The following is a 22,495-nucleotide window of genomic DNA, read 5'->3' on the forward strand; positions in this document are numbered from 1 at the left end:
AGGGCCGGCGCCTCTTCAATTGACCTTATTAACCAGTTAGTACAATTTATCTCCACAGGCTGAGACCCTCGGCCAATGCCAACAATAATAAGTGGAGAGACCCGATGTCCCCTATCGTTCTGGTGCTCAACGGCCCGAACCTGAACCTGCTCGGTACCCGTGAACCGGAGACTTATGGCCACGAAACCCTGGCGGATATTTCAGCGCTGTGCGGTCGCGCCGCCGAAGAGTTCGGCCTGAAGGTGGAGTTTCGCCAGACCAACCATGAAGGCGAACTGCTCGACTGGATTCATGCCGCCCGTGGCCGCTGCGCCGGGATCGTCATCAATCCGGCTGCCTGGACCCACACCTCGGTCGCCATTCGCGATGCGCTGGTCGCCAGCGAACTGCCCGTGATCGAAGTGCACCTGTCCAACGTCCATGCCCGCGAACCCTTCCGGCATCACTCCTTTGTCTCGTCCATCGCCACGGCGGTGATGTGCGGTTTCGGCAGCCACGGCTATCGTTTGGCGCTGGAGCATTTCAGCCAACGTTTGAAAGGTTAAGCGTGATGACACAGAACACCGTGGTATTGGCCGGGCTGATCGGCGCCGGCATTCAGGCTTCCCGCACTCCGGCGCTGCACGAGCACGAAGGCGATGCGCAGGGTCTGCGCTACCTGTATCGACTGATCGACCTGGATCAGCTGAAACTCGACAGCGGCGCCCTGCCCGACCTGCTGATGGCCGCCGAGCGGATGAATTTCACCGGGCTGAACATCACCTTCCCGTGCAAGCAGACAATCATCCCGTTGCTCGACGAATTGTCGCCGGAAGCCCGCGGCATTGGCGCGGTGAACACGGTGGTGTTGAAGGACGGGAAACGCATCGGCCACAACACCGATTGCCTGGGCTTCGCCGAAGGGTTTCGTCGCGGCCTGCAGGACGTTGCCCGTGAACGAGTGGTGCAAATGGGCGCCGGTGGCGCAGGCGCAGCGGTGGCCCACGCGTTATTGAGCGAAGGCGTACAACTGCTGAGCATTTTCGATGTGGATCACAGCCGGGCTCAGTCTTTGGCGGACAACCTCAATCAGCATTTCGGTTTTGGCCGCGCCGTGGCCGGTCATGACTTGCCGGGGACGCTGGGTCAGGCTGATGGACTGGTGAATACCACGCCCATGGGCATGAAAAAGCTGCCTGGCATGCCGGTGCCGGTAGAACTGCTTCGGCCGCAGTTGTGGGTGGCGGAGATCGTTTACTTCCCGCTGGAAACCGAACTGCTACGCAATGCTCGCGCGCTGGGTTGCCGAACCCTGGACGGCGGCAACATGGCGGTGTTTCAGGCGGTGAAGGCGTTTGAATTATTCAGCGGAGTGGTGCCGGATGCCCAGCGGATGCTGGAGCATTTTCAGAGCATGAATGGTTGAAAAGCTTCGCAGGCAAGCATCGTCCGTAGGCGCGAGGCTTGCCTGCGAAGGCGTCAGGCCTGCAGATACCGCAACACCGACTCGCAGATCATCTCCCGATGACGCTGCTTGATACTTTCGTCCGGCAAGTCGATCTGAAAGATCTCACCAAAGGTATGACGGTTCGACACGCGATAGAAGCAAAACGAACTGATCAGCAGGTGCACATCCAGCGGATCGAGGCCGGCGCGGAATACACCCTCTGCGGCCCCGCGACGCAAAATCTCGCCCAGTGAATCGAGGATGGTGTTGTTCATCGCCTTGATCGCATCGGAGCGCTTCACATACTCAGCGTTGTGAATGTTCTCGATGCAGACGATACGCACGAAATCAACGTTGCGATCATGGTGGTCGAAGGTGAATTCCACCAACCGCCGAATCGCCTCCACCGGCGCCAGCTCGGCCAGGTGCAAGCGACTTTCGGTGCTGCGGATATCTCCGTAGAGTTTTTCCAGCACCTCGACGTAGAGCTGTTCCTTACTGCCGAAGTAGTAATAGATCATGCGTTTGGAGGTGTGGATGCGCTCGGCGATCGCATCGACGCGCGCACCGGAAAGCCCCTGTTGGACGAACTCGACAATGGCCTCTTGAAGGATGTTCTCGCGGGTTTTTTCCGGGTTGTTCTTGCGACTCTTGCGAGGCTCGGCAATTGGCTTTTCGGGCGCTACGGAGAGTTTTGAAATTATTGTCATTGCGGGCTCACGGCCATCACTGCACAAGTAGGCGATTATGGGCCGCTGCGCGCAGTGAAGGAAGCCACGCGGCAGCGGTTTTGTACCCGTGTTTACGATTTTCCTACAACTTTGTCTGACGTACGCCACCACTTCGGGATTTGGCCATGGCCGCCAGTCGCACGGCTACGTTGGCCGCGCCGTACCCCGCATAGCCGTTTTTGCGCTGGATGATTTCAAAGAAAAACCGCCCTTCGAACGGCTCGGTGTACACGTGAAACAGCTCGCCGCCCTGGGCATCGCGGTCGTAGAGGACGTTGAAATACGCTAGCTCGCTGAGGAATTCGTCGTCGAAATCGAAGCGTGCGGCGAGGTCATCGTAGTAGTTGAGCGGGATATCCAGCAGCGGCACGCCCGCCTCCTTGGCACGGCTGACTTCGGCAAAGATGTCATCACAATCGAAAGCGATGTGATGCACGCCGGAACCGCGATAACTCGACAGTGCGTGTGAGATCGCGGTGTTGCGATTCTCGGAAATGTTCAGCGGCAGGCGGATCGAACTGCAACGGCTGCGCAAGGCACGGCTCTTCACCAGACCATACGGGTCGGGCAGCACCACTTCATCGTCGGCTTCGAAATCCAGCAGGCTTTTATAGAACAACACCCAGCTGTCGAGGCTGTCGGCGGGCAGTGCCATGGCCATGTGGTCGATGCGCTTGAGGCCACCGCTGGCCACGGCCGCCGGTTGCAGATTGAAGTCAGTGCCATAGACGTCGGCGTCCTGGTCCACCAGGTAAATCAGACTGCCGTCCGGCGCACGCACGGCGGCGAGTTCCAGCTCATTGGGGCCTACCAGCCCGCGATACGGCTGGCCTTTGTAAGCCACGGCTCGGGCCAACGCACTGGCGCTGTCCTTGACCCGCACGGCGGTGGCGCACAGCGATGGCCCATGGGCCTCGAAAAAACTGTGGGCGAAGGAATAAGGTTCGGAGTTGAGGATCAGGTTGATATCGCCCTGACGCAACAGGCTGACACTCTTGGAACGGTGTTGCCCAGCCTTGACGAAACCCAGCCGCTCCAGCCAATGGGACAACTTCGCGCCGAGGCTTTCGTCCACGGCGAACTCAAGAAACTCGATGCCGTTGTATTCGCTGGCGCCTGGGGTATCGAACAGAATGTCGCGATTGGCCACAGGCGTGGCTTCCTGCTCCAGACGCTCGCGGGTTTTCTCTTCCAGGTACAGCAACGAACGCAAGCCGTCGGCGGCGTTGGCCCGGGGTGGCGCGGCGCGGAAACCGTCGTTGAAGATCTCCAGCGACAGCGGGCCGGTATAGCCGCTCTTGATGATCGGCGCGAGGAACCCCGGCAGATCGAACTCGCCCTGGCCGGGGAAACAACGGAAATGCCGGCTCCACTCCAGCACGTCCATGGCCAGGATCGGTGCATCGGCCATTTGCACGAAGAAGATCTTGTCACCGGGAATCTCGGCGATCGCCGTCGGGTCGCCCTTGAGCGACAGCGTATGGAAACTGTCCAGCAACACGCCGAGGTTCGGATGATCGGCCTGGCGAACGATGTTCCACACCTGTTGGTACGTGTTCACGTGGCGGCCCCAGGCCAGCGCTTCGTAACCGATCCGCAAACCACGAGCGCCGGCCCGTTCGGCGAGCAGGCGCAAGTCGTCGACCAGGATCTGCTCATCGCCGATGGAGTCGGCCGAGGCGTTGCTGCACACCAGCACCAGGTCGGTGCCCAGCTCTTGCATCAAATCGAACTTGCGCTCGGCCCGCTCCAGATTGCGCGGCAGGCGATCGCGGCGGCAACCTTCGAAATCCCGAAAGGGTTGGAACAGTGTGATCGCGATCCCGAGATCAGCGCACATCTGCCTGATTTCCCGTGGGCTGCCGTCGTAGTAGAGAAGGTCGTTCTCGAAAATTTCCACCCCGTCAAATCCGGCGGCGGCGATGGCTTCTAGTTTTTCCGGCAGGGTACCGCTCAAGGAAACGGTGGCAATGGAACGCTGCATGTGTCGACTCCCGGTGGTGGGGACATTCTTGTTGGGCAAATTATTGGCTTGACGAATCCGCACAGCAATTCAAAGTGTACTACCCGGTTAGTTTTGCGGGCGATTATCGAACACAATGGCGGTTGGCGAATTGACGATTTTTCGTCCACTGCGCACCATCGACACCACATTGAGTCCGGTCACGACCCCATGGACTCGGTTACCAAAGACCCTGAACACCACATAAAAATTTCAAAAAACGGGTACACGCTCATGCGCTCATTCAACGCCTTGTTTGCTTGCTCCACCGATCTCACGCCAGACCTGGTGTCCATCCGAACCTTGCGCCCACTCGGCCGAACTGCGCCGCTCGCTGAATAAAACGTTGTCGTCGCCTGACGAAAACACCTCAGCCGATCAATCTCACCCGCGCCCGTCGCCATCGATTGATCACGCGCCCTTGAAGTCCCGACAAGCCTCGCTTGTCAGTCATTGAACGGATGGCACACACATGTTTCCTTCTCAAAGCTCTCGCGTGGCTTCGGCCCAAAGCGTCGCCACTGGCGGCATCGGCGACAAAATCCGCGGCGCCATGGCCGTCGGCAAAACCCGCTGGGGAATGCTGGCGCTGGTATTTTTCGCCACCACCCTGAACTACATCGACCGCGCCGCCCTGGGCGTCATGCAGCCGATCCTGGCCAAGGAACTGAGCTGGACGGCGATGGACTACGCCAACATCAACTTCTGGTTCCAGGTCGGCTACGCCGTCGGTTTCGTGCTGCAAGGCCGGTTGATCGACCGGGTCGGCGTGAAGCGCGTGTTCTTCTTCGCGGTACTGCTCTGGAGCCTGGCCACCGGCGCTCATGGCCTGGCCACTTCGGCGGCGGGCTTCATGGTCTGCCGGTTCATTCTCGGTCTGACCGAAGCCGCCAACTACCCGGCCTGCGTGAAAACCACCCGGTTGTGGTTCCCTGCTGGCGAGCGCGCCGTGGCCACCGGTATTTTCAACGCCGGGACCAACGTCGGTGCGATGTTCACACCGATGCTGCTGCCACTGATTCTTCACGCTTGGGGCTGGCAAGCCGCGTTCCTGTGCATGGCGGCGCTGGGCGGCATCTGGTTGCTGTTCTGGGGCCTGAAGTACTTCAACCCGGAAGATCACCCGAGCGTTAAACAATCGGAACTGGACTACATCCAGAAGGAAGTCGAACCGGAACAATCCCGCGTACCGTTCTCGCGAATCCTGCGCATGCGTGGCACCTGGGCCTTCGCCCTCGCCTACTCGATCACCGCGCCGGTGTTCTGGTTCTACCTGTACTGGCTGCCGCCGTTCCTCAATCAGCAATACAACCTGGGGATCAACGTGACCCAGATGGGTATTCCGCTGATCATCATCTATCTCACGGCTGACTTCGGCAGCGTCGGCGGCGGGATCCTGTCTTCGTTCCTGATCGGTCGCGGGATCAACCCGATCAAGGCCCGACTGATGTCCATGTTCCTGTTCGCCTGCTGCATCATCGGCGTGGTCATGGCCGCCGGTTCGAGCAGCCTGTGGCTCGCAGTCTTCGCCATCTCCCTGGCCATTGGCGCGCACCAGGCCTGGACCGCGAACATCTGGAGCCTGGTGATGGACTACACGCCTAAACACATGATGAGTACGGTGTTCGGCTTCGGTGGCATGTGCGCGGCGATCGGCGGGATGTTCATGACCCAGTTGGTCGGCCACATTCTGACCATCACCAACAACAACTACACCGTGTTGTTCACCATCATTCCGGCGATGTACTTCATCGCGCTGACCTGGATGTACTTCATGGCACCGCGCAAGATTCCGACCGTAAAAGATTGATACACCACAAACGCAGGCCTGATCCCGGGCCTGCGTTTTTTTATGGCCGCGATTTATCCATTTCACCCTTTTTTTCTCACAGCCACAGAGGCACACCATGTCGCCAGGTAACTTGAGCATCGCCAAACGTGCCGTGATCAGCTTCGGCGTCATCGCCCTGCTGGTCCTGTTGCAGGGGCTGTTCGCCCTTAAACAGGTCGCGCAAGTCCGCGCCACCGGCCAGCACACTGAAAACGTCTCCCTGCCCAGCATTCGCCACCTGGGTGAAATCCGCGACTACATCCTGAGCATTCGCGTGCTCAGCCTGCGCATGGCGCTCAACCGCGATCCAAAGGTGCTCGATGCCACCGTCACACGTCTGCACCAAGTGCAGGGTTGGCTTGCAGAGACGCTGGAAAAATTCACTCCGCTGGTCGGTGATTACAACCGGGGGCCGTACGAAAAGTTCGTCACCACCGTCACCAGTTACCGCCAGGCGCTGGCGCAATACGAAGCTCTGTCGCGGGAGAACCGCAGCGAAGAAATGACCGCGTTGCTCAATGGAAAAATCCAGGACTACTCGACCCAGACCGGTGACCAGTTCGCCGAATTGATGGCGCTTTCCGCCAACGAAGTCAGCCTGTCAGCCAACCAGGCTGACTCGCTCTACAACCAGGTAAAAATCACCGTGATCGGTGCGCTGATAGCGGTCGCACTCCTGACCCTGTGCCTGGCCTGGCTGTTGATTCGCAGCATCGTCCTGCCGATCCGTCAGGCGGTCGACGTGGCCGAGCAAGTGGCCGCCGGTGACCTGAGTCAACCGATCCGCAGCCACGGCGCCGATGAAACCGCACGCTTGCTTAAGGCCCTGTCGGCCATGCAGACCAGCCTGCGGGAAACCCTGCAACTAATCAGCGGCACGTCGACTCAACTGGCGGCCGCCGCCCTGCAGATGAATCAAAGCACTCAACAGGATTCCAGTCGGCTGCAACAGCAACACAATGAAATCGAGCAGGCCGCCACGGCCGTCAACGAAATGACCGTCGCGGTGGAAGAAGTGGCACGCAACGCGGTATCGACTTCTGACAGCACCAGACAGTCCACACAGCAAGCCAACCAGGGCCAGGCGCGAGTGATTGAAACCCTGGATTCGATTCAGGCGATGAGCGGCAATGCGGGCATCGCGCTGCAACAGGTTCAGACCCTGGCCGAGCAGTCCCGGGAAATCGGCAAGGTGCTGGACGTGATCCGCGCCATCGCCGAACAGACCAACCTGCTCGCGCTCAATGCCGCCATCGAGGCTGCGCGAGCCGGGGAAGCCGGGCGTGGTTTCGCGGTGGTGGCCGATGAAGTTCGGGCGCTGGCGCATCGCACTCAGCAATCAACCCGGGAGATCGAACAGATCATCGGCCGGGTTCAGGGCGATACCAACGGTGTGGTGATGTCGATGCACGACAACAGTCAGCGTGTCGCCGAAACCTTGTCGATTGCTGAACAGGCCGGGCTGGCACTGGCAGAAATCACCCGGGCGATGGAGCAGATCCATGAACGTAACCTGGTGATCGCCAGCGCCTCGGAAGAACAGGCGCAGGTGGCCCGTGAGGTGGATCGTAATCTGCTGAACATCCGCGACCTGTCGCTGGAAAGCGCCGACGCCGCAACCCGGACCAGCGCCACCAGCCAGGAGTTGTCGCGACTGGCGGCGGGCCTGCAAAACCTGGTGGTGCGTTTCAAATTTTGACCGGGTTCAGCGGCGGCTTTGTTGCCACGCCGCCGCCAACCCGCTGCAGCAAATCACCGCGATCCCGACCACCGTGGTCAGGGTCGGCGTGTGAGAAAACAGCAACCAGCCGAGCAAACCGGCAAAGACAATCTGGCAATAGCCGAACGGTGCCAGCAGCGCGGGGGCGGCATGGCGGAACGCCTGGGTCAGAAACAGGTGCGCCGTCATCCCGCAGGCGCCCAGTGCAACCATCATCAATCCATGCCCAAGGCTTGGCACTTTCCAGAAAAACGGCACCAACGCACTCATCACCAGGGTGTTGCACAGGCCGGCGAAGAAGTTACTGGTGGTCGGGCTGTCGACTTCACTGAGCTTGCGGGTGAGCAATTGATAGAAGCAGAAAAACAGTGCCGAGCAGAGCGGCAGCAAGACTGCTGGCGTGAACAGATCACCGCCGGGATGGACGATGATCAATACACCGACAAATCCGCAAATCACTGCGATCCATTGGCCACGAGTGACCCGCTCACGCAGCAGTGGCACCGACAACGCGGTGACCAGAACCGGAGCGAGAAAGTTGACCGCCGTGGCTTCGGCCAATGGGATGTACTGCAAACCGGTGGTGAAGAACAAACTGGTGCCCAACAGGCACAACGCCCTGAACAACTGCAGCAACGGACGTTTGGTGCGCAGGACGCGCAACCCCGATTGCGGCAGGAAAATCCCGGCCATCAGCAAGGTGTGAACCACATAACGGGCCCAGACCACCATGACGATCGGATAGAACCCCGATAGATATTTCGACAAGGCGTCGTGACTGGAAAACAGAAAGGTCGCGACGACAATCAGCAGAATCCCTTTGAAGGGTTGGTTTACACCGGAGAGCGGGGTGCTGATGGTCATGCAAGGCCTCTGTAATCAAATCAGAATGTGGCGAGGGAGCTTGCTCCCGCTGGACTGCGCAGCAGTCCCCAAATCAGCAAAGGTGTTCCGTCACTGCATATAACAGGTCGTTGACGACCGCTTCGCCGCCGAACGGGACGGTGCGGCGGTCCGACAAGCTCCCTTGCCACAGGTTCAAAGGCGCGCCAACAATTCCCGGGTCTTATCCAACGCCATCTGCGCCCGCTGCAACCCGCTCACGCCCTGCTCCAGCAACTTCACGGTGGGAATCTCCAGGCTTAACGGGATATCGGCCGGCAAACACTGCAACAACCCCGCCAGATCACAATCACCATCGCCCGGAAAACGCCGCTCGTTACGCGCCTGACGCAAAATCTCCGCCATGTCCGTTGGCCGTGGCCCCGCGACATCGCATAACTGCGTGTACCGTAACCGTGACGGGGCAACTTTGGCCAGATCTTCCAGCCGCGAACCCGATCGGTCGAAATGGAACGCGTCCACCAACACCGCGCCGTTTTCCCGGTCAGCGTTTTCGACGACGCGCACCGCTTGTTCGAGATTGCGTGCATCGGTCCATGGCATGAACTCCAGATGCGGATGCAGCCCGTAAGGTGCCGCCAGATCACACAGCCGGGCGAAGTTCTCGGTGAGTCGTTGTTCGTCGGGATCGTTACCAGCCACCAGCAATTCACTGGCACCCAATTGCGCCCCGACCGCCAGAATCTTCTCGAAGTCGGCGACGACGGTTTGCGGTTTAAGACGCAGGATTTCAACATCCAGCACACGAATGCCGGTGTCGTGCAGCCGCGCCAGCGTCTCACGCCGTAAACCGACATCGGCTACCAGCGCAAAGTGATGTTCTTCGGCTGTCGCAGGTTCAAGGCGTAGTCCGACATGGCTGTATCCTGCCCGTGCTGCGACTTCGACCATCTCCGGCGGAGACAACTCCAGCACCGTCAGGCTGGCCAGGGAAAAGATTCGCTCACTCATGCTCATCCCTCGATTGACATCGGGGTGCAGGCACGACCGGTTTCGGCGGCCTCGCGAATCGCCTCAACCAGCGCCAGGGTGCGCGCAGCATCGGCCGCGCTCACCAAGGGTTCGACTTCCCGACGCGCCACGCGCACGAAGTGCTGCAACTGCAAACGCAATGCTTCATCGACGCTGAAGCGTTCCTGTTCCGCCAGCAACGGTTGATGCCATCCGCCATCGACGTCGGCGTAGTGCCAGCGCTTGAGCTGCGGAATGCTCAATGCACCGCCCGTCCCGGCCAGCAAGTAACAGGGCTGATCGGCCTGGCGCGGATAGGCCGGATTCTCCCCGGAACCCAGCTCCCAACTCCAGGGCGCCGCCACCGCGTCGGAACCGGTCAGGCTGCCCAGTGCGCCGTTGTCGAATTGCAGCAGCACCGCCGCGCAATCTTCGTTGGCAAATCCGCGCACCGCATTGCTGGTGATTGCCTGCACCTGGCGCACTTCGCCGCACAGATGCCGCAGCAGGTCGAGGTCGTGAATCAGGTTGGTCAACAACATCCCCGCACCGGGCTCGCGGCGCCACGACGTTTCGAAATAGCTGTCGGGTTTGCGCAACTGCCAGAGCGCCGTCACCGTCGTCAGCTGCCCCAAAGCGCCACCCTGCACCAGTTCATGGGCGCGGACGATCAACGGATTGTGCCGGCGATGGTGGCCGACCAGCACGGGAACTCCGGTGGCTTTTGACGCGGCCACCAGTTCGCGCGCTTCATCCAGGTGCACACCCACCGGTTTTTCCAGTAGCACCGGCACGCCGGCGGCGAGGCAATCGAGCGCCGTGCTGACGTGGAGCGTGTTCGGGTTGGCGACGATCACCGCGTCTGGCTTCGCCTGCTCCAGCATCTGACGGTGATCCGCGAAATACCCCACGCCCCATTCGCCTGCGAGGCCTGCCGCTTGTGGGCCGGGATCGGCCACCGCACACAACGTCGCTTGTGTCAGGGTTTGCAGATGCCGGTAATGCTGCTGGCCCATGTTGCCGGCACCGATCAGGGCGATGCGAAGGGGCGAAGTCATGCTGCGGTCCTCTTGTGATTATTGTCGGAGGGATGAATTCCAATAATTTAGAACCTGGTTCCAGATTCTTACAGGAGTAACGGCAACTTGTGTTCGAACAACGCACAGATTCGCATAGCCCACATATGGGTTTGTGCGGGCAGAATTAGACGAACAACTCCGAAGCCAGGCTTGCGGCAGACAGCTCCTCAGTGAACTTCAACAACAGCGGCGCCAGTTCATGCAACCGTGCCCCCGGCATCCGCGCGCTTGGCCCGGCAATGCTCAGCACACCGATCACTCTACCGTCGCCTGGGTGGCGCACCACCGCCGCAATCGCCGAGGTGCCCACTGCCGAACTCTCTTCGACCCAGGCGTAGCCCTGCTCTCGCGCCAGACGCAGGCGCTCCAGTAACTCAATGTTGGAACGCGGCGCGTTCGGCCCCAGGTCTTTCGGCCGTTCGCTCCCCTGACGCTCCACCAGCGACAACGCTTCGGCATCGCTCATGCACGCCAGCCATGCATGGCCCGACGCGGTGTAGAACAAGGGCGCATCACGGCCCATGTCCGGGTCGTAGCGCAGGCCCGAGCGGGCACCCTGAGACTTGGCGATCCAGACCTGGCGCTCGCCTTCAATAACGCCAAGGCGCACCAGCTCGCCGGTTTCCTCGGCCAGGCGATCGAGCACCGGTTGCACGATATCGGCGCCGCTGCTCGACAGGTAACGGAAACCCATCGCCACCAGTTTGGTCGACAGGTGATAGCGCAGGTTCTCCGGATTCTGTCGCACGTAACCCAGCCGAATCAGCTCGGTGAGCAGACGGTGGGTCGCGCTTTTGGGGATGTCCAGTTGCTCCGCCAACGTCTGCATCGGCAGGCCGCGAGGGTCACTGGTGAGGCTTTCCAGCACGCTGAAAACACGTTCGATCTGACTGCCGGCCATGGGGGGGTTCCACTCGAAATTTTGCCGATTCTAAAAGACAAACCACGTAATGCGAAATCTGGAACCCGCTGTCCGATAACCGCCCTCTTTACGCAGTGAATGGTTGCCGGGATCAATCAAGCCTTTATATTTTCTGGAATCAAATTCCAAAAACAACCTGGAGCTTTTAAACGATGCCTGCCGACTCTCCCCTCCTTGCGGACATCGAATGCGATGTGCTGATCGTCGGCTCCGGTGCGGCCGGATTGTCCGCAGCTGTAACCGCAGCCTGGCATGGCTTGAAAGTGATCGTGGTCGAGAAAGACCCGGTGTTCGGCGGCGCCACGGCGTGGTCCGGCGGATGGGCCTGGGTGCCGTGCAATCCTCTGGCGCGTCGTGCCGGCATCGTTGAAGACGTCGAGCAACCGCGCACTTACCTGAAGCACGAATTGGGTGAGCGTTACGATCCGGCTATGATCGACGCGTTCCTTGAGGCTGGCCCGCGAATGGTCGCGTTCTTCGAGCAACACACTGCCCTGCAATTCGCCGATGGCAACGCCATCGCCGACATTCATGGCGACACGCCGGGCGCCGGCACCGGCGGACGGTCGGTGATCGCTGCGCCTTATGACGGACGAAAAGTCGGCAAGCTACTGAAGCGCCTTCGCAAAACCATGCGGGAAACTTCGTTCATGGGCATGCCGATCATGGCGGGGGCGGACCTGAGCGCATTTCTCAACCTGACGCGCTCTTTGCCCGCGGCATGGCACGTGACCCGGCGCTTCACCCGGCACTTGTTCGACCTCGTTGTTCATGGTCGGGCGATGCAACTGGTCAACGGCGTGGCGCTGGTTGCGCGGTTGGCAAAGTCCGCCGAAGACCTGGGCGTCTTGCTCTGGGAATCGGCACCGGTGACCGAGTTGCTTCGCGAAGGCGATCAGGTGCAAGGCGCGATCGTCAGTACCGCCAAAGGCAATATCCGCATCCATGCACGCAAGGCCGTGGTGCTAGCGACCGGAGGTTTCGCCAATGATATCGAGCGACGCAAGGCATTGTTCCCCCGCACACCAACCGGCAACGAACACCTGGCGCTGCCGCCTCTCGGCGTCGCCGGTGATGGTTTGCGATTGGGCGAAAGCGCCGGTGCGCGGGTCAACACCGACATGGCATCGCCCGTGGCCTGGGCGCCGGTTTCGCAAGTGCCGCACAGTGACGGCAGCATCGGCCACTTCCCGCACATCATCGAACGCGGCAAACCGGGGATCATCGGTGTGCTGAGCAACGGCCGGCGCTTCGTCAACGAAGCCGACGGCTACTACGACTACGTGACGGCCATGGTCGCCGCCGCACCGCTGGGCGAAGAAGTCGCCTCCTGGCTGATCTGCACTCATGGTTTTCAACGGCGTTATGGCCTGGGAATTTCTCGGCCGTTTCCGGTGCCGCTGTCATCCTTTATCCGCAGCGGTTATCTGAAAACCGGCAACACTGTCGAGGAATTGGCCCTGGCCTGCGGCATCGACCCAAACGGATTGCGCAGCACGGTGGATGAATACAACCGGTGTGCGCGCAACGGCGAAGATCCGTTGTTCGGTCGTGGCTCGACACCTTACAACCGCAAACAGGGCGATGCGTTGCAGCAACCTAACCCGTGCGTCGCGCCGATTGAACAAGGCCCGTTCTACGCCGTGAAGGTCCAGCCTGGCTGCTTTGGCACCTTCGCCGGGCTCAAGGTCAATGAACATGCCCAGGTTCTTGGCGAGTCGGGGCAGGCCATCGCCGGGTTGTATGCAGCGGGCGGCGACATGGCCAGCATCATGGGCGGGCACTATCCCGCCGGCGGTATCAATCTCGGCCCGGCGCTGACCTTCGGCTACATCGCTGCCCGGCATATCGCCGATATAGAGTGAGTTTGATCAGTGATTCTCGAGACAAGCATTCGCCCACTCGGTAAAAACCTGTCGCCCTGAAGGAATTCGCTGGGCTATCCGTGTTCAATACAAGTCTGAAATGTTCCGTGCGCAGTAAAAGACAGACGACCGGACTGGCGCCGCTCTCTCTGACCAGCAACACTCATCACCATATTCAAACGAGGACTCACCCCCATGCTATGGAAAAAAGGCCGACGCAGCGACAACGTGGTCGATGCCCGTGGCGATGATGTCGGCGGTGGGGGTGGCGGGATGCGCTTCGGCGGGGGCAAGGGCCTGAGCCTGACGGCGATCCTGTTGATCGTCGGGATCGGCTGGATCACCGGCCAGGACCCGATGCAGATCCTCGGTCAATTGACCGGGCAAATGAGCGAGCAATCGGCTCCGGCCACCACCCACACCCGCAAGGCACCGCCGGCCAATGATGAAAACGCCGAATTCGTGCGCTCGATCCTCGGCGACACCGAAGACACCTGGGGCCAGATTTTCCAGCAGGCCGGTCGGCAATATAAAGACCCGACCCTGGTGTTGTTCAGCAATCAGGTGAACTCGGCGTGCGGATTGGCGACATCGGCGACTGGTCCGTTCTATTGCCCGGCAGACCAGAAGGTCTATCTGGACATGAGTTTCTTCCAGGAAATGTCGCAACGCTTTTCCGCCGCCGGTGATTTCGCCCAGGCCTACGTGATCGCTCACGAAGTCGGACACCACGTGCAGACCTTGCTCGGCGTTTCGGCGAAGATTCAGACCGCTCGGCAGCAGGGCCGGCAAATGGAGGGCGACGGTGGTTTGCTGGTGCGTCAGGAACTGCAGGCTGATTGCCTGGCCGGGGTCTGGGCCAACATTGCGCAGAAGCGCCTGAACTGGCTGGAACCCGGTGACATCGAAGAAGCCTTGAACGCCGCCAACGCCATCGGCGATGACCGCTTGCAGCAGCAAGGTCAGGGCCGCGTGGTACCGGACTCGTTCACTCATGGTACGTCAGCGCAAAGGGTGCGCTGGTTCAAAGCCGGATTTGCACAAGGCCAGGTTGGCCAGTGCGATACCTTTGCCGCGAAGAATCTGTAATGCACAAGTGGTTGTTAGCTCTGTTGATCACCTGCACAAGCGCCCAGGCTGCCGAGCAGGGGGTCAAGGAGATCAGTTCCGGGCGCCTGCTGTTGAGCGCCGGCGAAATCGCGGTGGGCATCGGCCCGACACCGGCGAAGAATATCGAACGAGTGCTGATCATCATTCATGGTCGTTTGCGCAACGCTGAAACCTACCGCCAGAGCGCCGAGCACGCGGCCCAGCAAGCCGGGCAAAGCGATAACACCCTGGTGCTCGCCCCACAGTTTCTCAATGAAACCGACATCGCGAGCCACCCGGTGCCTGACAGCGTTTTACGCTGGCACGGCAATGACTGGATGGCCGGCGGGTTATCCACCGCGCCGTTTACGCTGAGCTCCTACGCGGCGCTCGACGAAATCATCGCTCGCCTGGGTGATCGGCGACAGTTTCCGGACGTGAAGCAAATTGTCATTGCCGGTCACTCGGGCGGCGCTCAGGTAGTTCAGCGTTACGCCATGTTGAGCCACCCTCAGCCAGCCCTCGACACAGCGGGGGTGAAGGTGCGTTATGTGATCGCCAATCCTTCATCGTATGCCTATTTCAATGAGCAACGGCCAGTGGCGTTCAGTCACGCGGGGTGTCCGAACTTCAATCGCTGGAAGTATGGGCTGGCGGACTTGCCCGCCTATGCCAATGGGCAAACGCCTGCGCAGATGGAAGAAAACTACGTCAAACGCGACATCGTTTATTTGCTCGGGCAGCAGGACATCGACCCGAATCACCCGGCGCTGGATAAAAGTTGCGAGGCCAAAGCCCAGGGCGCGTCTCGTTTGATTCGCGGGCGCAATTATTTCAATTATCTGAAACGGCGCCATCCTCAAGGGTTGAGTCAGCAGCTGATCGAAGTGCCCGGGGTCGGGCACAATGGGGACGGGATGTTTACCTCGCCCGAGGGGCAGAAGGCGTTGTTCGGGCAGTGAGTTTTGGGGCGTCTGATCGGACGCCCAATCTCTCAAGCCGAAAGCAGCTGCCGCAACTCCACGCAATCGCGCGCATGCCAATCGGTCAATTCCGGCCACGGATTATCCGGCAGGTTCACCAACACCGTCCGCGTCCCCGCCGCCCGGCCGCAATCCAGGTCGAAGCGGTAATCACCGACCATCACCATTTCACTCGCCGGCACCTTCCAGGCCTCGGCCAGTTTCAGTAAACCACCGGGATGCGGTTTGGGCGGCGCTTCATCCCGGCCCAATACATCCTCCACCGCAAAGCAATCGGCCAGGCCAATCGCCTCCAGCGTGACATGGGCCAGCTCACGGGCATTGCGCGTGAGAATGCCCAGGCGATAACCACGCCCGGCCAACTCACGCACCAGTTCCACCGCGCCCGGAGCCGGTTTCGAACCCAGTGCCAGATCCCGCTCGTGTTCCAGCAGCCACGCATGTTTGGCCGCCGCTTCTTCGGCCGGCAGCCCAGCGAGGTGAGTGAGGATGTCGTGTTCCGCAGGAATCGCCAATGCCACGCGAATCGCCGCGAAGTCATGCACGGCCACGGTCAGGGTGCCGTCCATGTCGAACACCCAGTGCCGCACTTCGGCCAAGCTCATATCCAGTCCTTGCGATGACGAATCAGGCCTTCCTGAGTGACCGAGGCCACCAGTTGCCCGGCACGGTTGAACACGCTGCCACGGGAGAATCCACGCGAGTTGCCGGCCCACGGGCTGTCCATGGCGTACAGCAACCAGTCATCGGCGCGCAGGTCGGCGTGGAACCACAACGCATGATCAAGGCTGGCGACCTGCATGTCTTTCTGCCAGACCGATTTGCCATGGGGCAGCATCGAGGTGGTCAACAGGCCGAAGTCCGACGCATAGGCCAGCAGGTATTTGTGCAGCGCTGGAGTGTCAGCCAACGCACCATCGGCGCGGAACCAGACGTATTTGACCGGATCGGCAGGCTGCGGGTTGTAGGGATCTTTTTCGGTCACCGGCCGGAATTCGATCGGTTTCGGGCACAGCAGTTTTTCGCGCATGTGCTCCGGGATCAGGTTTGCACGCTGCTGAGTGAGTTCCAGCTCCGACGGCAGGTTCTCCGGGCCGACCACTTGCGGCATTTGGCTCTGATGCTGGAAGCCCTCTTCGTCGTACTGGAACGAGGCGCTGCAGGTGAAAATCGGGTTGCCCTTCTGGATCGCCGTCACCCGGCGCGTGCTGAAACTGCCGCCATCGCGCACCCGATCGACCTGATACACCACCGGCAACTTCGCATCGCCCGGACGCAGGAAGTAACCGTGCATCGAGTGCACATGGCGTGTCTCTTCGACTGTCTGACTGGCCGCCGACAGGGACTGGCCGAGCACCTGGCCGCCGAACAACTGACGGAAACCCAGGTCCTGGCTGCGGCCACGGAACAGGTTTTCTTCAATCGGTTCCAGGGTCAGCAGGTCTACCAGATCTTCCAACACTTGGCTCATTCAGACTCTCCTCACACAGAGCAATAATGCCGCGCAGTCTTGGCTGCGGCGGTCGATTCAGTTTATGGCCCGGTTCAACATGAGGGCCATTGTAAACGTCCGTGCCTGCTTATCCATGCAAGGTTTGCAGCCATTGCTCACGGGTGATGCGATACAACACGTGCGGGCGCAGCGGATGATCCTCTGCAAGCCGCGGGTGCTCGAAGTCATCGGCGAGGGCATGGTGCATGCCGATCGCCTGCATGACTTTTTGCGAAGGCAGGTTGGTTTCGGTGGTGAACGCCACGACCTCTTGCAGCGCCAAGCGATCAAACCCACAGCGCAGAGCGGTCCATGCCGCCTCGCTGGCATAACCCAGGCCCCAGTGCTCGCGCGCCAGGCGCCAGCCGATTTCGATGGCTGGCGTGAACGGTGCGTCAAAGCCGACCACACTCAGCCCGGTAAACCCGATGAACGCTCCGGTGTCCTTGCGCTCCAGTGCCCAGAGGCCGAAGCCATACTCGGCAAAATGCCCGCGAACCCGCCCGATCAGCGAGGCACTTTCCAGCCGACTCAAGGGCGCCGGAAAATAACGCATCACCTGTGGATCGGCGCACATCGCCGCAAACGCCGGCAAATCCTCATCGCGCCACTGCCGTAATGACAGTCGTGCGCTTTCGAGTTCCAGTATCGGCTCCATCGTGCCCCTCCCCTCTGTTTCCATGCCGCAAGTCTACATCGCTGGTAGGATCGTTCACTCATTCCTACATGCTTCCCCGATAAATCAGCCATGCCCCTGCCCCTGATCTACCACGAAGACTACAGCCCCGAGTTCCCGGCGGATCACCGCTTCCCCATGGACAAGTTTCGCCTGCTGCGCGATCACCTGGTGGACAGTGGCCTGACCCGCGACGCCGATCTGCTGCGCCCGGACCTGTGCCCGGCGGATATTCTCGCCCTCGCTCATGACCCTGCGTACATCGAACGCTACATGGGTGGCGAGTTGTCCCGCGAAGACCAGCGGCGCCTCGGCCTGCCCTGGAGCGAAGCACTGGCCCGGCGCACCGTGCGGGCGGTCGGCGGTTCGCTGCTGGCGGCCGAACAGGCGCTGGAACATGGCTTGGCTTGTCACCTGGCCGGCGGCACGCACCACGCGCATTACGATCACCCTGCCGGGTTCTGCATCTTCAATGACCTGGCGGTGATCAGCCATTACCTGCTGGAAAGTGGCCGGGTGAATCGGGTGTTGATCTTCGATTGCGATGTGCATCAGGGCGACGGGACTGCACGAATCCTGCACAACACCCCGGAAGCGGTGACCGTTTCCCTACACTGCGAAAAGAATTTTCCTGCACGCAAAGCCGAAAGCGACTGGGACATCCCGTTGCCGATGGGCATGGGCGACGCCGATTACCTGAAGGTGGTGGACGATGCGCTCAACTATTTGCTGCCGCTCTATCAACCGGATCTGGTGCTGTACGACGCCGGAGTCGATGTGCACAAGGACGACGCCCTGGGTTATCTGAAGCTGACCGACGAAGGCGTCGCCGCTCGTGATGAAAGCGTGATGCGCCATTGCCTGGGCCGGGATATTCCGGTGGTCGGCGTGATCGGCGGCGGCTACAGCAAGGACCGCAAGGCTCTGGCGCGCCGTCATGGCATCCTCCATCACAGCGCCCAACGGGTGTGGCAGTCATCAGGTTGTCATTGATGTGTGAGTCTTTACCCACAATGCCTGTGGAACCGCCTGTGGATAACCTGAGTGAAAGGGCCTGCAGCCCATGCGGGGTATAGGTTACAGAGAGGTGGTTGTTTTTTAACCAGCCCTCGAATCCTCCCACAGGGAGCAGGGCTGGTAGAATGCGCGGCTTATTCCGCCACGCCGCAGCTCTCGCCATGACCCAGCCCTCCACTTCCCTCCCCCCTCACGTCGCCATCATCGGCGGCGGCCCCGCCGGCTTGATGGCGGCTGAAGTGTTGAGCCAGGCCGGGATCAAGGTCGACCTGTACGACGGCATGCCTTCAGTGGGGCGAAAATTCCTGCTCGCCGGGGTCGGCGGCATGAACATCACCCACTCCGAGGCCTACCCGGCATTTCTCTCACGCTATGCCGAACGGGCGCCGCAGATCGCCCCGCTGTTACGCTCGTTCGGCGCCGAAGCCTTGTGCCAATGGATTCATGACCTGGGCATCGAAACCTTTGTCGGCAGCTCCGGCCGGGTGTTTCCCACCGACATGAAAGCCGCGCCCCTGTTGCGTGCCTGGCTCAAACGCCTGCGCGATGCCGGCGTAGTTATCCACACCCGCCATCGCTGGCTCGGTTGGGATAACAACGGTGATTTGCTAATCGACAGCCCCGAAGGCGAAAAAACCGTTCACGCGGATGCGAGCCTGCTGGCACTCGGCGGCGGAAGCTGGTCGCGTCTCGGCTCGGACGGTGCCTGGATGCTGCCGCTGGAACAGCGCGGTGTAGGGCTGGCGCCATTGCAACCGAGCAATTGCGGCTTCGAGGTGCAGGCCTGGAGCGAATTGATGGTCAGCAAATTCGCCGGCAGCCCGCTGAAAAATATCGCCATCGGCCTCAATGACGACGTGCCGCGACTCGGCGAGTGTGTGATCACTGCCACGGGAATTGAGGGCAGTTTGATCTACGCCCTGTCGGCAGCGATCCGCGAAGCGATCAATCAACATGGCTCGGCAACCGTTCACCTCGATCTGTTGCCGGGCAAGCCTGTGGATAAAATCCAGGCGGCGCTGAGCAAACCGCGCGGCTCACGCTCCATGGCCAAACACTTGCACAGTCAGCTTGGGCTAGATGGCGCGAAAGCAGCATTGTTGCGGGAATTGACACCGGCTGACTGTTTTGCCGATCCGGCCCTGCTGGCCAAAGCAATCAAGGCATTGCCGCTGACGCTGGTGAAAACCCGGCCATTGGACGAAGCCATCAGCAGTGCCGGTGGCGTGATGTTCGAGGCGATGGATGAACGTTTGATGCTCAAGCAACTACCCGGCGTGTTCTGCGCAGGGGAAATGCTCGATTGGGAAGCGCCGACCGGCGGCTATCTACTGACCGCGTGTTTCGCCAGTGGGCGAGCGGCGGGGTTGGGGATGGTGGAGTGGTTGAAGCACCGACACTGATCGTTCCCACACTGCGTGGGAACGATCTTCAGAGGATCAAGGCTTACGCTTACGCGGCCCGGTATTGAACACCGGCACTTTACGCACCGGCTTGATCGAAGGCTCCGGCGCCGACGCCTCACCGCTCTCGACCCATTTACCCAGGTTGCGCTTGCCGCCACCAGAGGTTTTGGGCTTCTTCGGTTTTTTCGGCTTCTTGATCACCTGACCGCTGGCATCGGTATCCGGCACGCGGTGTTCAGGTTCGAAGTCCGGCTCCATCTGGCGAGTCAACGTCTGACGGGTCAGCATCTCGATGGCTGACAGTTGATTCACTTCATCAGCGCAGACCAGCGAAATAGCCTGCCCGGTTGCGCCCGCACGGCCGGTACGACCGATGCGGTGGATGTAGTCTTCTGCCACGATCGGCAGGTCAAAGTTGACCACCAATGGCAAATCTTCGATATCCAGGCCACGGGCAGCCACGTCGGTGGCCACGAGGATCTGCACTTCGCTGGCCTTGAAGCGATCCAACGCCCGCTGGCGAGTTGCCTGGGGTTTGTCGCCGTGGATGCCGTCGGCATTGACGCCCAGGCCCTGGAGTTTTTCCACCAACGCGTCTACGCCGTTACGGGTCTTGGCGAACACCAGCACCTGCTTCCACTTGCCCTTGCGCATCAAGTGAATGAACAGCTCCGGCTTGCGCTTTTTGTCCACCGTCACCACCCATTGCTTGACGGTGTTGGCGGCCACGTTACGCGGGCTGACTTCGATGCTCAGCGGGTCGTTGAGCATTTGCCCGGCCAGCATGCGGATCGCATCGGAGAAGGTCGCGGAGAACAGCAGCGTCTGACGTCTCGAAGGCAGGGCTTTATAGATATTCCCCAGCTCCTCGGAAAAGCCCAGATCGAGCATGCGATCGGCTTCGTCCAGCACCAGGGTTTGCAGCTGGTTGAACTTGAGCGCGTTCTGACGGAACAGGTCGAGCAAACGGCCCGGGGTCGCCACCAACAGGTCGACGCCTTTGCGCAGTTTCATCATTTGCGGGTTGATGCTGACGCCGCCGTACACCGCGTAGGTGCTCAACGGCAGGTTCTCGGCATACTGGCGCACGGCTTCGTGAACCTGTTCGGCCAGTTCGCGAGTCGGCACCAGAATCAGCGCGCGCACGGAGTTGGCGCTGACTTTCGGCCCTTCCATGGCCAGCAATTGCAGCAGCGGCAAGGCGAAACCGGCGGTTTTGCCGGTGCCGGTCTGGGCCGCGGCCATCAGGTCGCGACCGGCCAGCACCGCCGGAATCGCTTGCGCCTGAACCGGCGTCGGGGTCTGGTAGCCGAGCGTCTCGAGGGCGCGCAGCAAGGGTTCGATCAGGCCAAGGGTGGCGAAAGTCATGGGAGTACCGTAGGAAAATTCAGCGCGATTGTGCGAAACAAGTGTGCAATGGCGCGCAGTTTACCCTAATTCGCTCAGGATTCTGTCGGCACCACTACGGCAGGGGCCGACCGATCCGTGCCACGGCGCCACTGCGGCATCCCGATCAACACCACCGCACTGATGATCACCGCCATGGCCAGCGCTTCCTCGACACCGATGGTCTCGCCAACGAATACGATCCCCAGCAACACCGCCACCGCCGGATTGACGTAGGCATAGCTGGTGGCCGCTGCCGGCCGCACGTGTTTCAACAGGTACATGTAGGCGTTGAAGGCGATGATCGAACCGAAGAGGGTCAGGTACGCCAGCGCCGCCCAACCTTCGATCGGCGGCAGACTTTCCAGACGCTCACCACTCACCGCACTGCCGATCAGCAACACCACGCCACCCACCAGCATCTCCACAGCACTGGCCATCGCGCCCTGAGGCAACGGCAAGTGTTTGCTCCACACCGAACCAAAGGCCCAGGACGCCGCCGCGAACACCAGCAACGCCGCGCCCAACGGGCTCGACTGCAGGTTGGAACCGAGGTTGAGCATGGCAATGCCGATCAGCCCGAGCGCAATCCCGGCCCATTCGAGACGGGTATTACGCGCGCCCCAGAAATATCCGCACAACAAGGTAAACAGCGGCACCGTCGCCACCGCCAACGCGGCCACGCCAGAGGCCACGCCCGTGTGTTCGGCGACGCTCACCGCACCGTTACCGCACGTCAGCAGCAAAATCCCGATGATCCCCGCGGCTTTCCACTGTGCCCAGGTCGGCGCCGGCGCCCCGCGCCAGCGCAGGTACGCGTACATCAACGTCCCGGCGAGCACGAAGCGGATACCGGCGAGCAGCAACGGCGGCCAGTACTGCACGCCGATGCGAATCACCAGATAAGTCGACCCCCAAATCACGTACAACGCGAAAAAAGCAGCGATCAGCGGTAAGGAAAAACGGCGTAGACCAGACATGGGCAGCTCGAGGAACAAGACAAGGAGAGCCGCTAT

At 60.8% G+C, this 22,495-nt stretch carries 20 protein-coding genes and 1 pseudogene; 10 read left to right on the top strand and 11 right to left on the bottom strand.

Translation table 11 applies throughout. The features are described from left to right. The first annotated feature begins 104 nt into the window (after positions 1–104). Together aroQ and LOY28_RS25780 are read left to right on the top strand one after the other, a co-directional pair. Positions 105–545, top strand: coding sequence for a type II 3-dehydroquinate dehydratase (gene aroQ, locus LOY28_RS25775; protein ID WP_086945920.1), 441 nt, complete (start codon positions 105–107; stop codon positions 543–545). A 5-nt stretch (positions 546–550) separates the two neighbouring features. Then, positions 551–1,405, top strand: coding sequence for a shikimate dehydrogenase (locus LOY28_RS25780; RefSeq protein ID WP_018925804.1), 855 nt, complete (start codon positions 551–553; stop codon positions 1,403–1,405). 53 nt (positions 1,406–1,458) lie between these two features. Here the strand turns inward: LOY28_RS25780 and LOY28_RS25785 are convergent, their stop codons facing one another. Together LOY28_RS25785 and quiC are read right to left on the bottom strand one after the other, a co-directional pair. Continuing rightward, positions 1,459–2,136, bottom strand: a complete 678-nt coding sequence (locus tag LOY28_RS25785) for a TetR/AcrR family transcriptional regulator (protein WP_018925803.1) — start codon at positions 2,134–2,136, stop codon at positions 1,459–1,461. 103 nt (positions 2,137–2,239) lie between these two features. Next, entirely contained in the window at positions 2,240–4,141 is a 1,902-nt protein-coding gene (quiC, locus tag LOY28_RS25790) for a 3-dehydroshikimate dehydratase QuiC (protein WP_064620527.1), read from the bottom strand. Positions 4,142–4,631: 490 nt separating this feature from the next. Between quiC and LOY28_RS25795 the strand changes: the two genes are divergently transcribed. The 3 genes and pseudogenes from LOY28_RS25795 (at position 4,632) to LOY28_RS30210 (ending at position 7,689) form a co-directional block, all read left to right on the top strand. Continuing rightward, entirely contained in the window at positions 4,632–5,969 is a 1,338-nt protein-coding gene (locus LOY28_RS25795; protein ID WP_018925801.1) for an MFS transporter, read from the top strand. 97 nt (positions 5,970–6,066) lie between these two features. Beyond that, positions 6,067–6,834, top strand: a pseudogene (locus tag LOY28_RS30205) (MCP four helix bundle domain-containing protein); the annotation flags it as partial. 66 nt (positions 6,835–6,900) lie between these two features. After that, a complete protein-coding gene (locus LOY28_RS30210; protein WP_408981053.1) occupies positions 6,901–7,689 on the top strand; it encodes a methyl-accepting chemotaxis protein in 789 nt (262 codons plus the stop codon). Positions 7,690–7,695: 6 nt separating this feature from the next. Here LOY28_RS30210 and LOY28_RS25805 read toward each other — a convergent pair whose 3' ends face one another. From LOY28_RS25805 to LOY28_RS25820, 4 genes are all read right to left on the bottom strand, one after another. Further along, on the bottom strand, positions 7,696–8,574 hold the full coding sequence (locus LOY28_RS25805; protein ID WP_018925799.1) for a DMT family transporter: 879 nt from the start codon (positions 8,572–8,574) through the stop codon (positions 7,696–7,698). 174 nt (positions 8,575–8,748) lie between these two features. Further along, complete coding sequence (locus tag LOY28_RS25810) at positions 8,749–9,564, bottom strand: sugar phosphate isomerase/epimerase (protein ID WP_064620536.1); 816 nt, start codon at positions 9,562–9,564, stop codon at positions 8,749–8,751. A 2-nt stretch (positions 9,565–9,566) separates the two neighbouring features. After that, the gene (locus LOY28_RS25815) at positions 9,567–10,622 is read right to left on the bottom strand and encodes a Gfo/Idh/MocA family protein (RefSeq protein ID WP_064620539.1); all 1,056 of its coding nucleotides are present in this window, start codon (positions 10,620–10,622) and stop codon (positions 9,567–9,569) included. Positions 10,623–10,767: 145 nt separating this feature from the next. Then, a complete protein-coding gene (locus LOY28_RS25820) occupies positions 10,768–11,544 on the bottom strand; it encodes an IclR family transcriptional regulator (protein WP_018925796.1) in 777 nt (258 codons plus the stop codon). Between the two features lie 173 nt (positions 11,545–11,717). Here LOY28_RS25820 and LOY28_RS25825 point away from each other — a divergent pair, with 173 nt between their 5' ends. The 3 genes from LOY28_RS25825 to LOY28_RS25835 all read left to right on the top strand — a co-directional run bounded on the left by LOY28_RS25825 (position 11,718) and on the right by LOY28_RS25835 (position 15,481). Beyond that, positions 11,718–13,430: an FAD-dependent oxidoreductase gene (locus LOY28_RS25825; RefSeq protein ID WP_086945922.1), complete on the top strand. Its 1,713-nt coding sequence runs from the start codon at positions 11,718–11,720 to the stop codon at positions 13,428–13,430. A 195-nt stretch (positions 13,431–13,625) separates the two neighbouring features. Next, positions 13,626–14,519, top strand: coding sequence for a neutral zinc metallopeptidase (locus LOY28_RS25830; RefSeq protein ID WP_096479511.1), 894 nt, complete (start codon positions 13,626–13,628; stop codon positions 14,517–14,519). Continuing rightward, a complete protein-coding gene (locus LOY28_RS25835) occupies positions 14,519–15,481 on the top strand; it encodes an alpha/beta fold hydrolase (RefSeq protein WP_086945923.1) in 963 nt (320 codons plus the stop codon). The genes LOY28_RS25830 and LOY28_RS25835 overlap by 1 nt, the downstream gene beginning before the upstream one ends. Positions 15,482–15,513: 32 nt before the next feature. On the opposite strand, the gene LOY28_RS25840 is transcribed toward LOY28_RS25835, so the two are convergent. The 3 genes from LOY28_RS25840 to LOY28_RS25850 form a co-directional block, all read right to left on the bottom strand. Then, positions 15,514–16,107 carry an HAD family hydrolase gene (locus LOY28_RS25840; protein WP_028938856.1) on the bottom strand — a complete coding sequence of 198 codons (594 nt, stop codon included), beginning with the start codon at positions 16,105–16,107 and terminating at the stop codon, positions 15,514–15,516. After that, on the bottom strand, positions 16,104–16,973 hold the full coding sequence (tesB, locus tag LOY28_RS25845) for an acyl-CoA thioesterase II (RefSeq protein ID WP_258612706.1): 870 nt from the start codon (positions 16,971–16,973) through the stop codon (positions 16,104–16,106). The genes LOY28_RS25840 and tesB overlap by 4 nt, the downstream gene beginning before the upstream one ends. Positions 16,974–17,082: 109 nt before the next feature. Continuing rightward, positions 17,083–17,652: a GNAT family N-acetyltransferase gene (locus LOY28_RS25850; protein WP_258612707.1), complete on the bottom strand. Its 570-nt coding sequence runs from the start codon at positions 17,650–17,652 to the stop codon at positions 17,083–17,085. 90 nt (positions 17,653–17,742) lie between these two features. On the opposite strand from LOY28_RS25850, the gene LOY28_RS25855 reads away from it, so the two are divergent. Continuing rightward, positions 17,743–18,663 (top strand): histone deacetylase, encoded by a 921-nt coding sequence (locus LOY28_RS25855; protein ID WP_018925789.1) that lies wholly within the window; start codon positions 17,743–17,745, stop codon positions 18,661–18,663. Between the two features lie 185 nt (positions 18,664–18,848). Next, positions 18,849–20,090 (top strand): TIGR03862 family flavoprotein, encoded by a 1,242-nt coding sequence (locus tag LOY28_RS25860; protein ID WP_258612708.1) that lies wholly within the window; start codon positions 18,849–18,851, stop codon positions 20,088–20,090. Positions 20,091–20,126: 36 nt separating this feature from the next. Here the strand turns inward: LOY28_RS25860 and LOY28_RS25865 are convergent, their stop codons facing one another. Then, complete coding sequence (locus tag LOY28_RS25865) at positions 20,127–21,461, bottom strand: DEAD/DEAH box helicase (protein ID WP_086945927.1); 1,335 nt, start codon at positions 21,459–21,461, stop codon at positions 20,127–20,129. Between the two features lie 74 nt (positions 21,462–21,535). Then, entirely contained in the window at positions 21,536–22,459 is a 924-nt protein-coding gene (yedA, locus tag LOY28_RS25870) for a drug/metabolite exporter YedA (RefSeq protein WP_258612709.1), read from the bottom strand. Positions 22,460–22,495: the final 36 nt, after the last annotated feature.

The organism is Pseudomonas sp. B21-017 (genome assembly GCF_024749245.1).
Taxonomy (GTDB): domain Bacteria; phylum Pseudomonadota; class Gammaproteobacteria; order Pseudomonadales; family Pseudomonadaceae; genus Aquipseudomonas.

What these genes read in the sequence shown, in the direction of transcription:
- LOY28_RS25835 (WP_086945923.1), top strand. Translation starts at nt 14,519, where the DNA reads ATGCACAAGTGGTTGTTAGCTCTGTTGATCACCTGCACAAGCGCCCAG.
- yedA (WP_258612709.1), bottom strand. Translation starts at nt 22,459, where the DNA reads ATGTCTGGTCTACGCCGTTTTTCCTTACCGCTGATCGCTGCTTTTTTC.
- aroQ (WP_086945920.1), top strand. Translation starts at nt 105, where the DNA reads ATGTCCCCTATCGTTCTGGTGCTCAACGGCCCGAACCTGAACCTGCTC.
- LOY28_RS25830 (WP_096479511.1), top strand. Translation starts at nt 13,626, where the DNA reads ATGCTATGGAAAAAAGGCCGACGCAGCGACAACGTGGTCGATGCCCGT.
- LOY28_RS25805 (WP_018925799.1), bottom strand. Translation starts at nt 8,574, where the DNA reads ATGACCATCAGCACCCCGCTCTCCGGTGTAAACCAACCCTTCAAAGGG.
- LOY28_RS25825 (WP_086945922.1), top strand. Translation starts at nt 11,718, where the DNA reads ATGCCTGCCGACTCTCCCCTCCTTGCGGACATCGAATGCGATGTGCTG.
- LOY28_RS25780 (WP_018925804.1), top strand. Translation starts at nt 551, where the DNA reads ATGACACAGAACACCGTGGTATTGGCCGGGCTGATCGGCGCCGGCATT.
- LOY28_RS25850 (WP_258612707.1), bottom strand. Translation starts at nt 17,652, where the DNA reads ATGGAGCCGATACTGGAACTCGAAAGCGCACGACTGTCATTACGGCAG.
- quiC (WP_064620527.1), bottom strand. Translation starts at nt 4,141, where the DNA reads ATGCAGCGTTCCATTGCCACCGTTTCCTTGAGCGGTACCCTGCCGGAA.
- LOY28_RS25820 (WP_018925796.1), bottom strand. Translation starts at nt 11,544, where the DNA reads ATGGCCGGCAGTCAGATCGAACGTGTTTTCAGCGTGCTGGAAAGCCTC.
- LOY28_RS25810 (WP_064620536.1), bottom strand. Translation starts at nt 9,564, where the DNA reads ATGAGTGAGCGAATCTTTTCCCTGGCCAGCCTGACGGTGCTGGAGTTG.
- LOY28_RS25855 (WP_018925789.1), top strand. Translation starts at nt 17,743, where the DNA reads ATGCCCCTGCCCCTGATCTACCACGAAGACTACAGCCCCGAGTTCCCG.
- tesB (WP_258612706.1), bottom strand. Translation starts at nt 16,973, where the DNA reads ATGAGCCAAGTGTTGGAAGATCTGGTAGACCTGCTGACCCTGGAACCG.
- LOY28_RS25865 (WP_086945927.1), bottom strand. Translation starts at nt 21,461, where the DNA reads ATGACTTTCGCCACCCTTGGCCTGATCGAACCCTTGCTGCGCGCCCTC.
- LOY28_RS25815 (WP_064620539.1), bottom strand. Translation starts at nt 10,622, where the DNA reads ATGACTTCGCCCCTTCGCATCGCCCTGATCGGTGCCGGCAACATGGGC.
- LOY28_RS30210 (WP_408981053.1), top strand. Translation starts at nt 6,901, where the DNA reads ATGAATCAAAGCACTCAACAGGATTCCAGTCGGCTGCAACAGCAACAC.
- LOY28_RS25860 (WP_258612708.1), top strand. Translation starts at nt 18,849, where the DNA reads ATGACCCAGCCCTCCACTTCCCTCCCCCCTCACGTCGCCATCATCGGC.
- LOY28_RS25785 (WP_018925803.1), bottom strand. Translation starts at nt 2,136, where the DNA reads ATGACAATAATTTCAAAACTCTCCGTAGCGCCCGAAAAGCCAATTGCC.
- LOY28_RS25795 (WP_018925801.1), top strand. Translation starts at nt 4,632, where the DNA reads ATGTTTCCTTCTCAAAGCTCTCGCGTGGCTTCGGCCCAAAGCGTCGCC.
- LOY28_RS25840 (WP_028938856.1), bottom strand. Translation starts at nt 16,107, where the DNA reads ATGAGCTTGGCCGAAGTGCGGCACTGGGTGTTCGACATGGACGGCACC.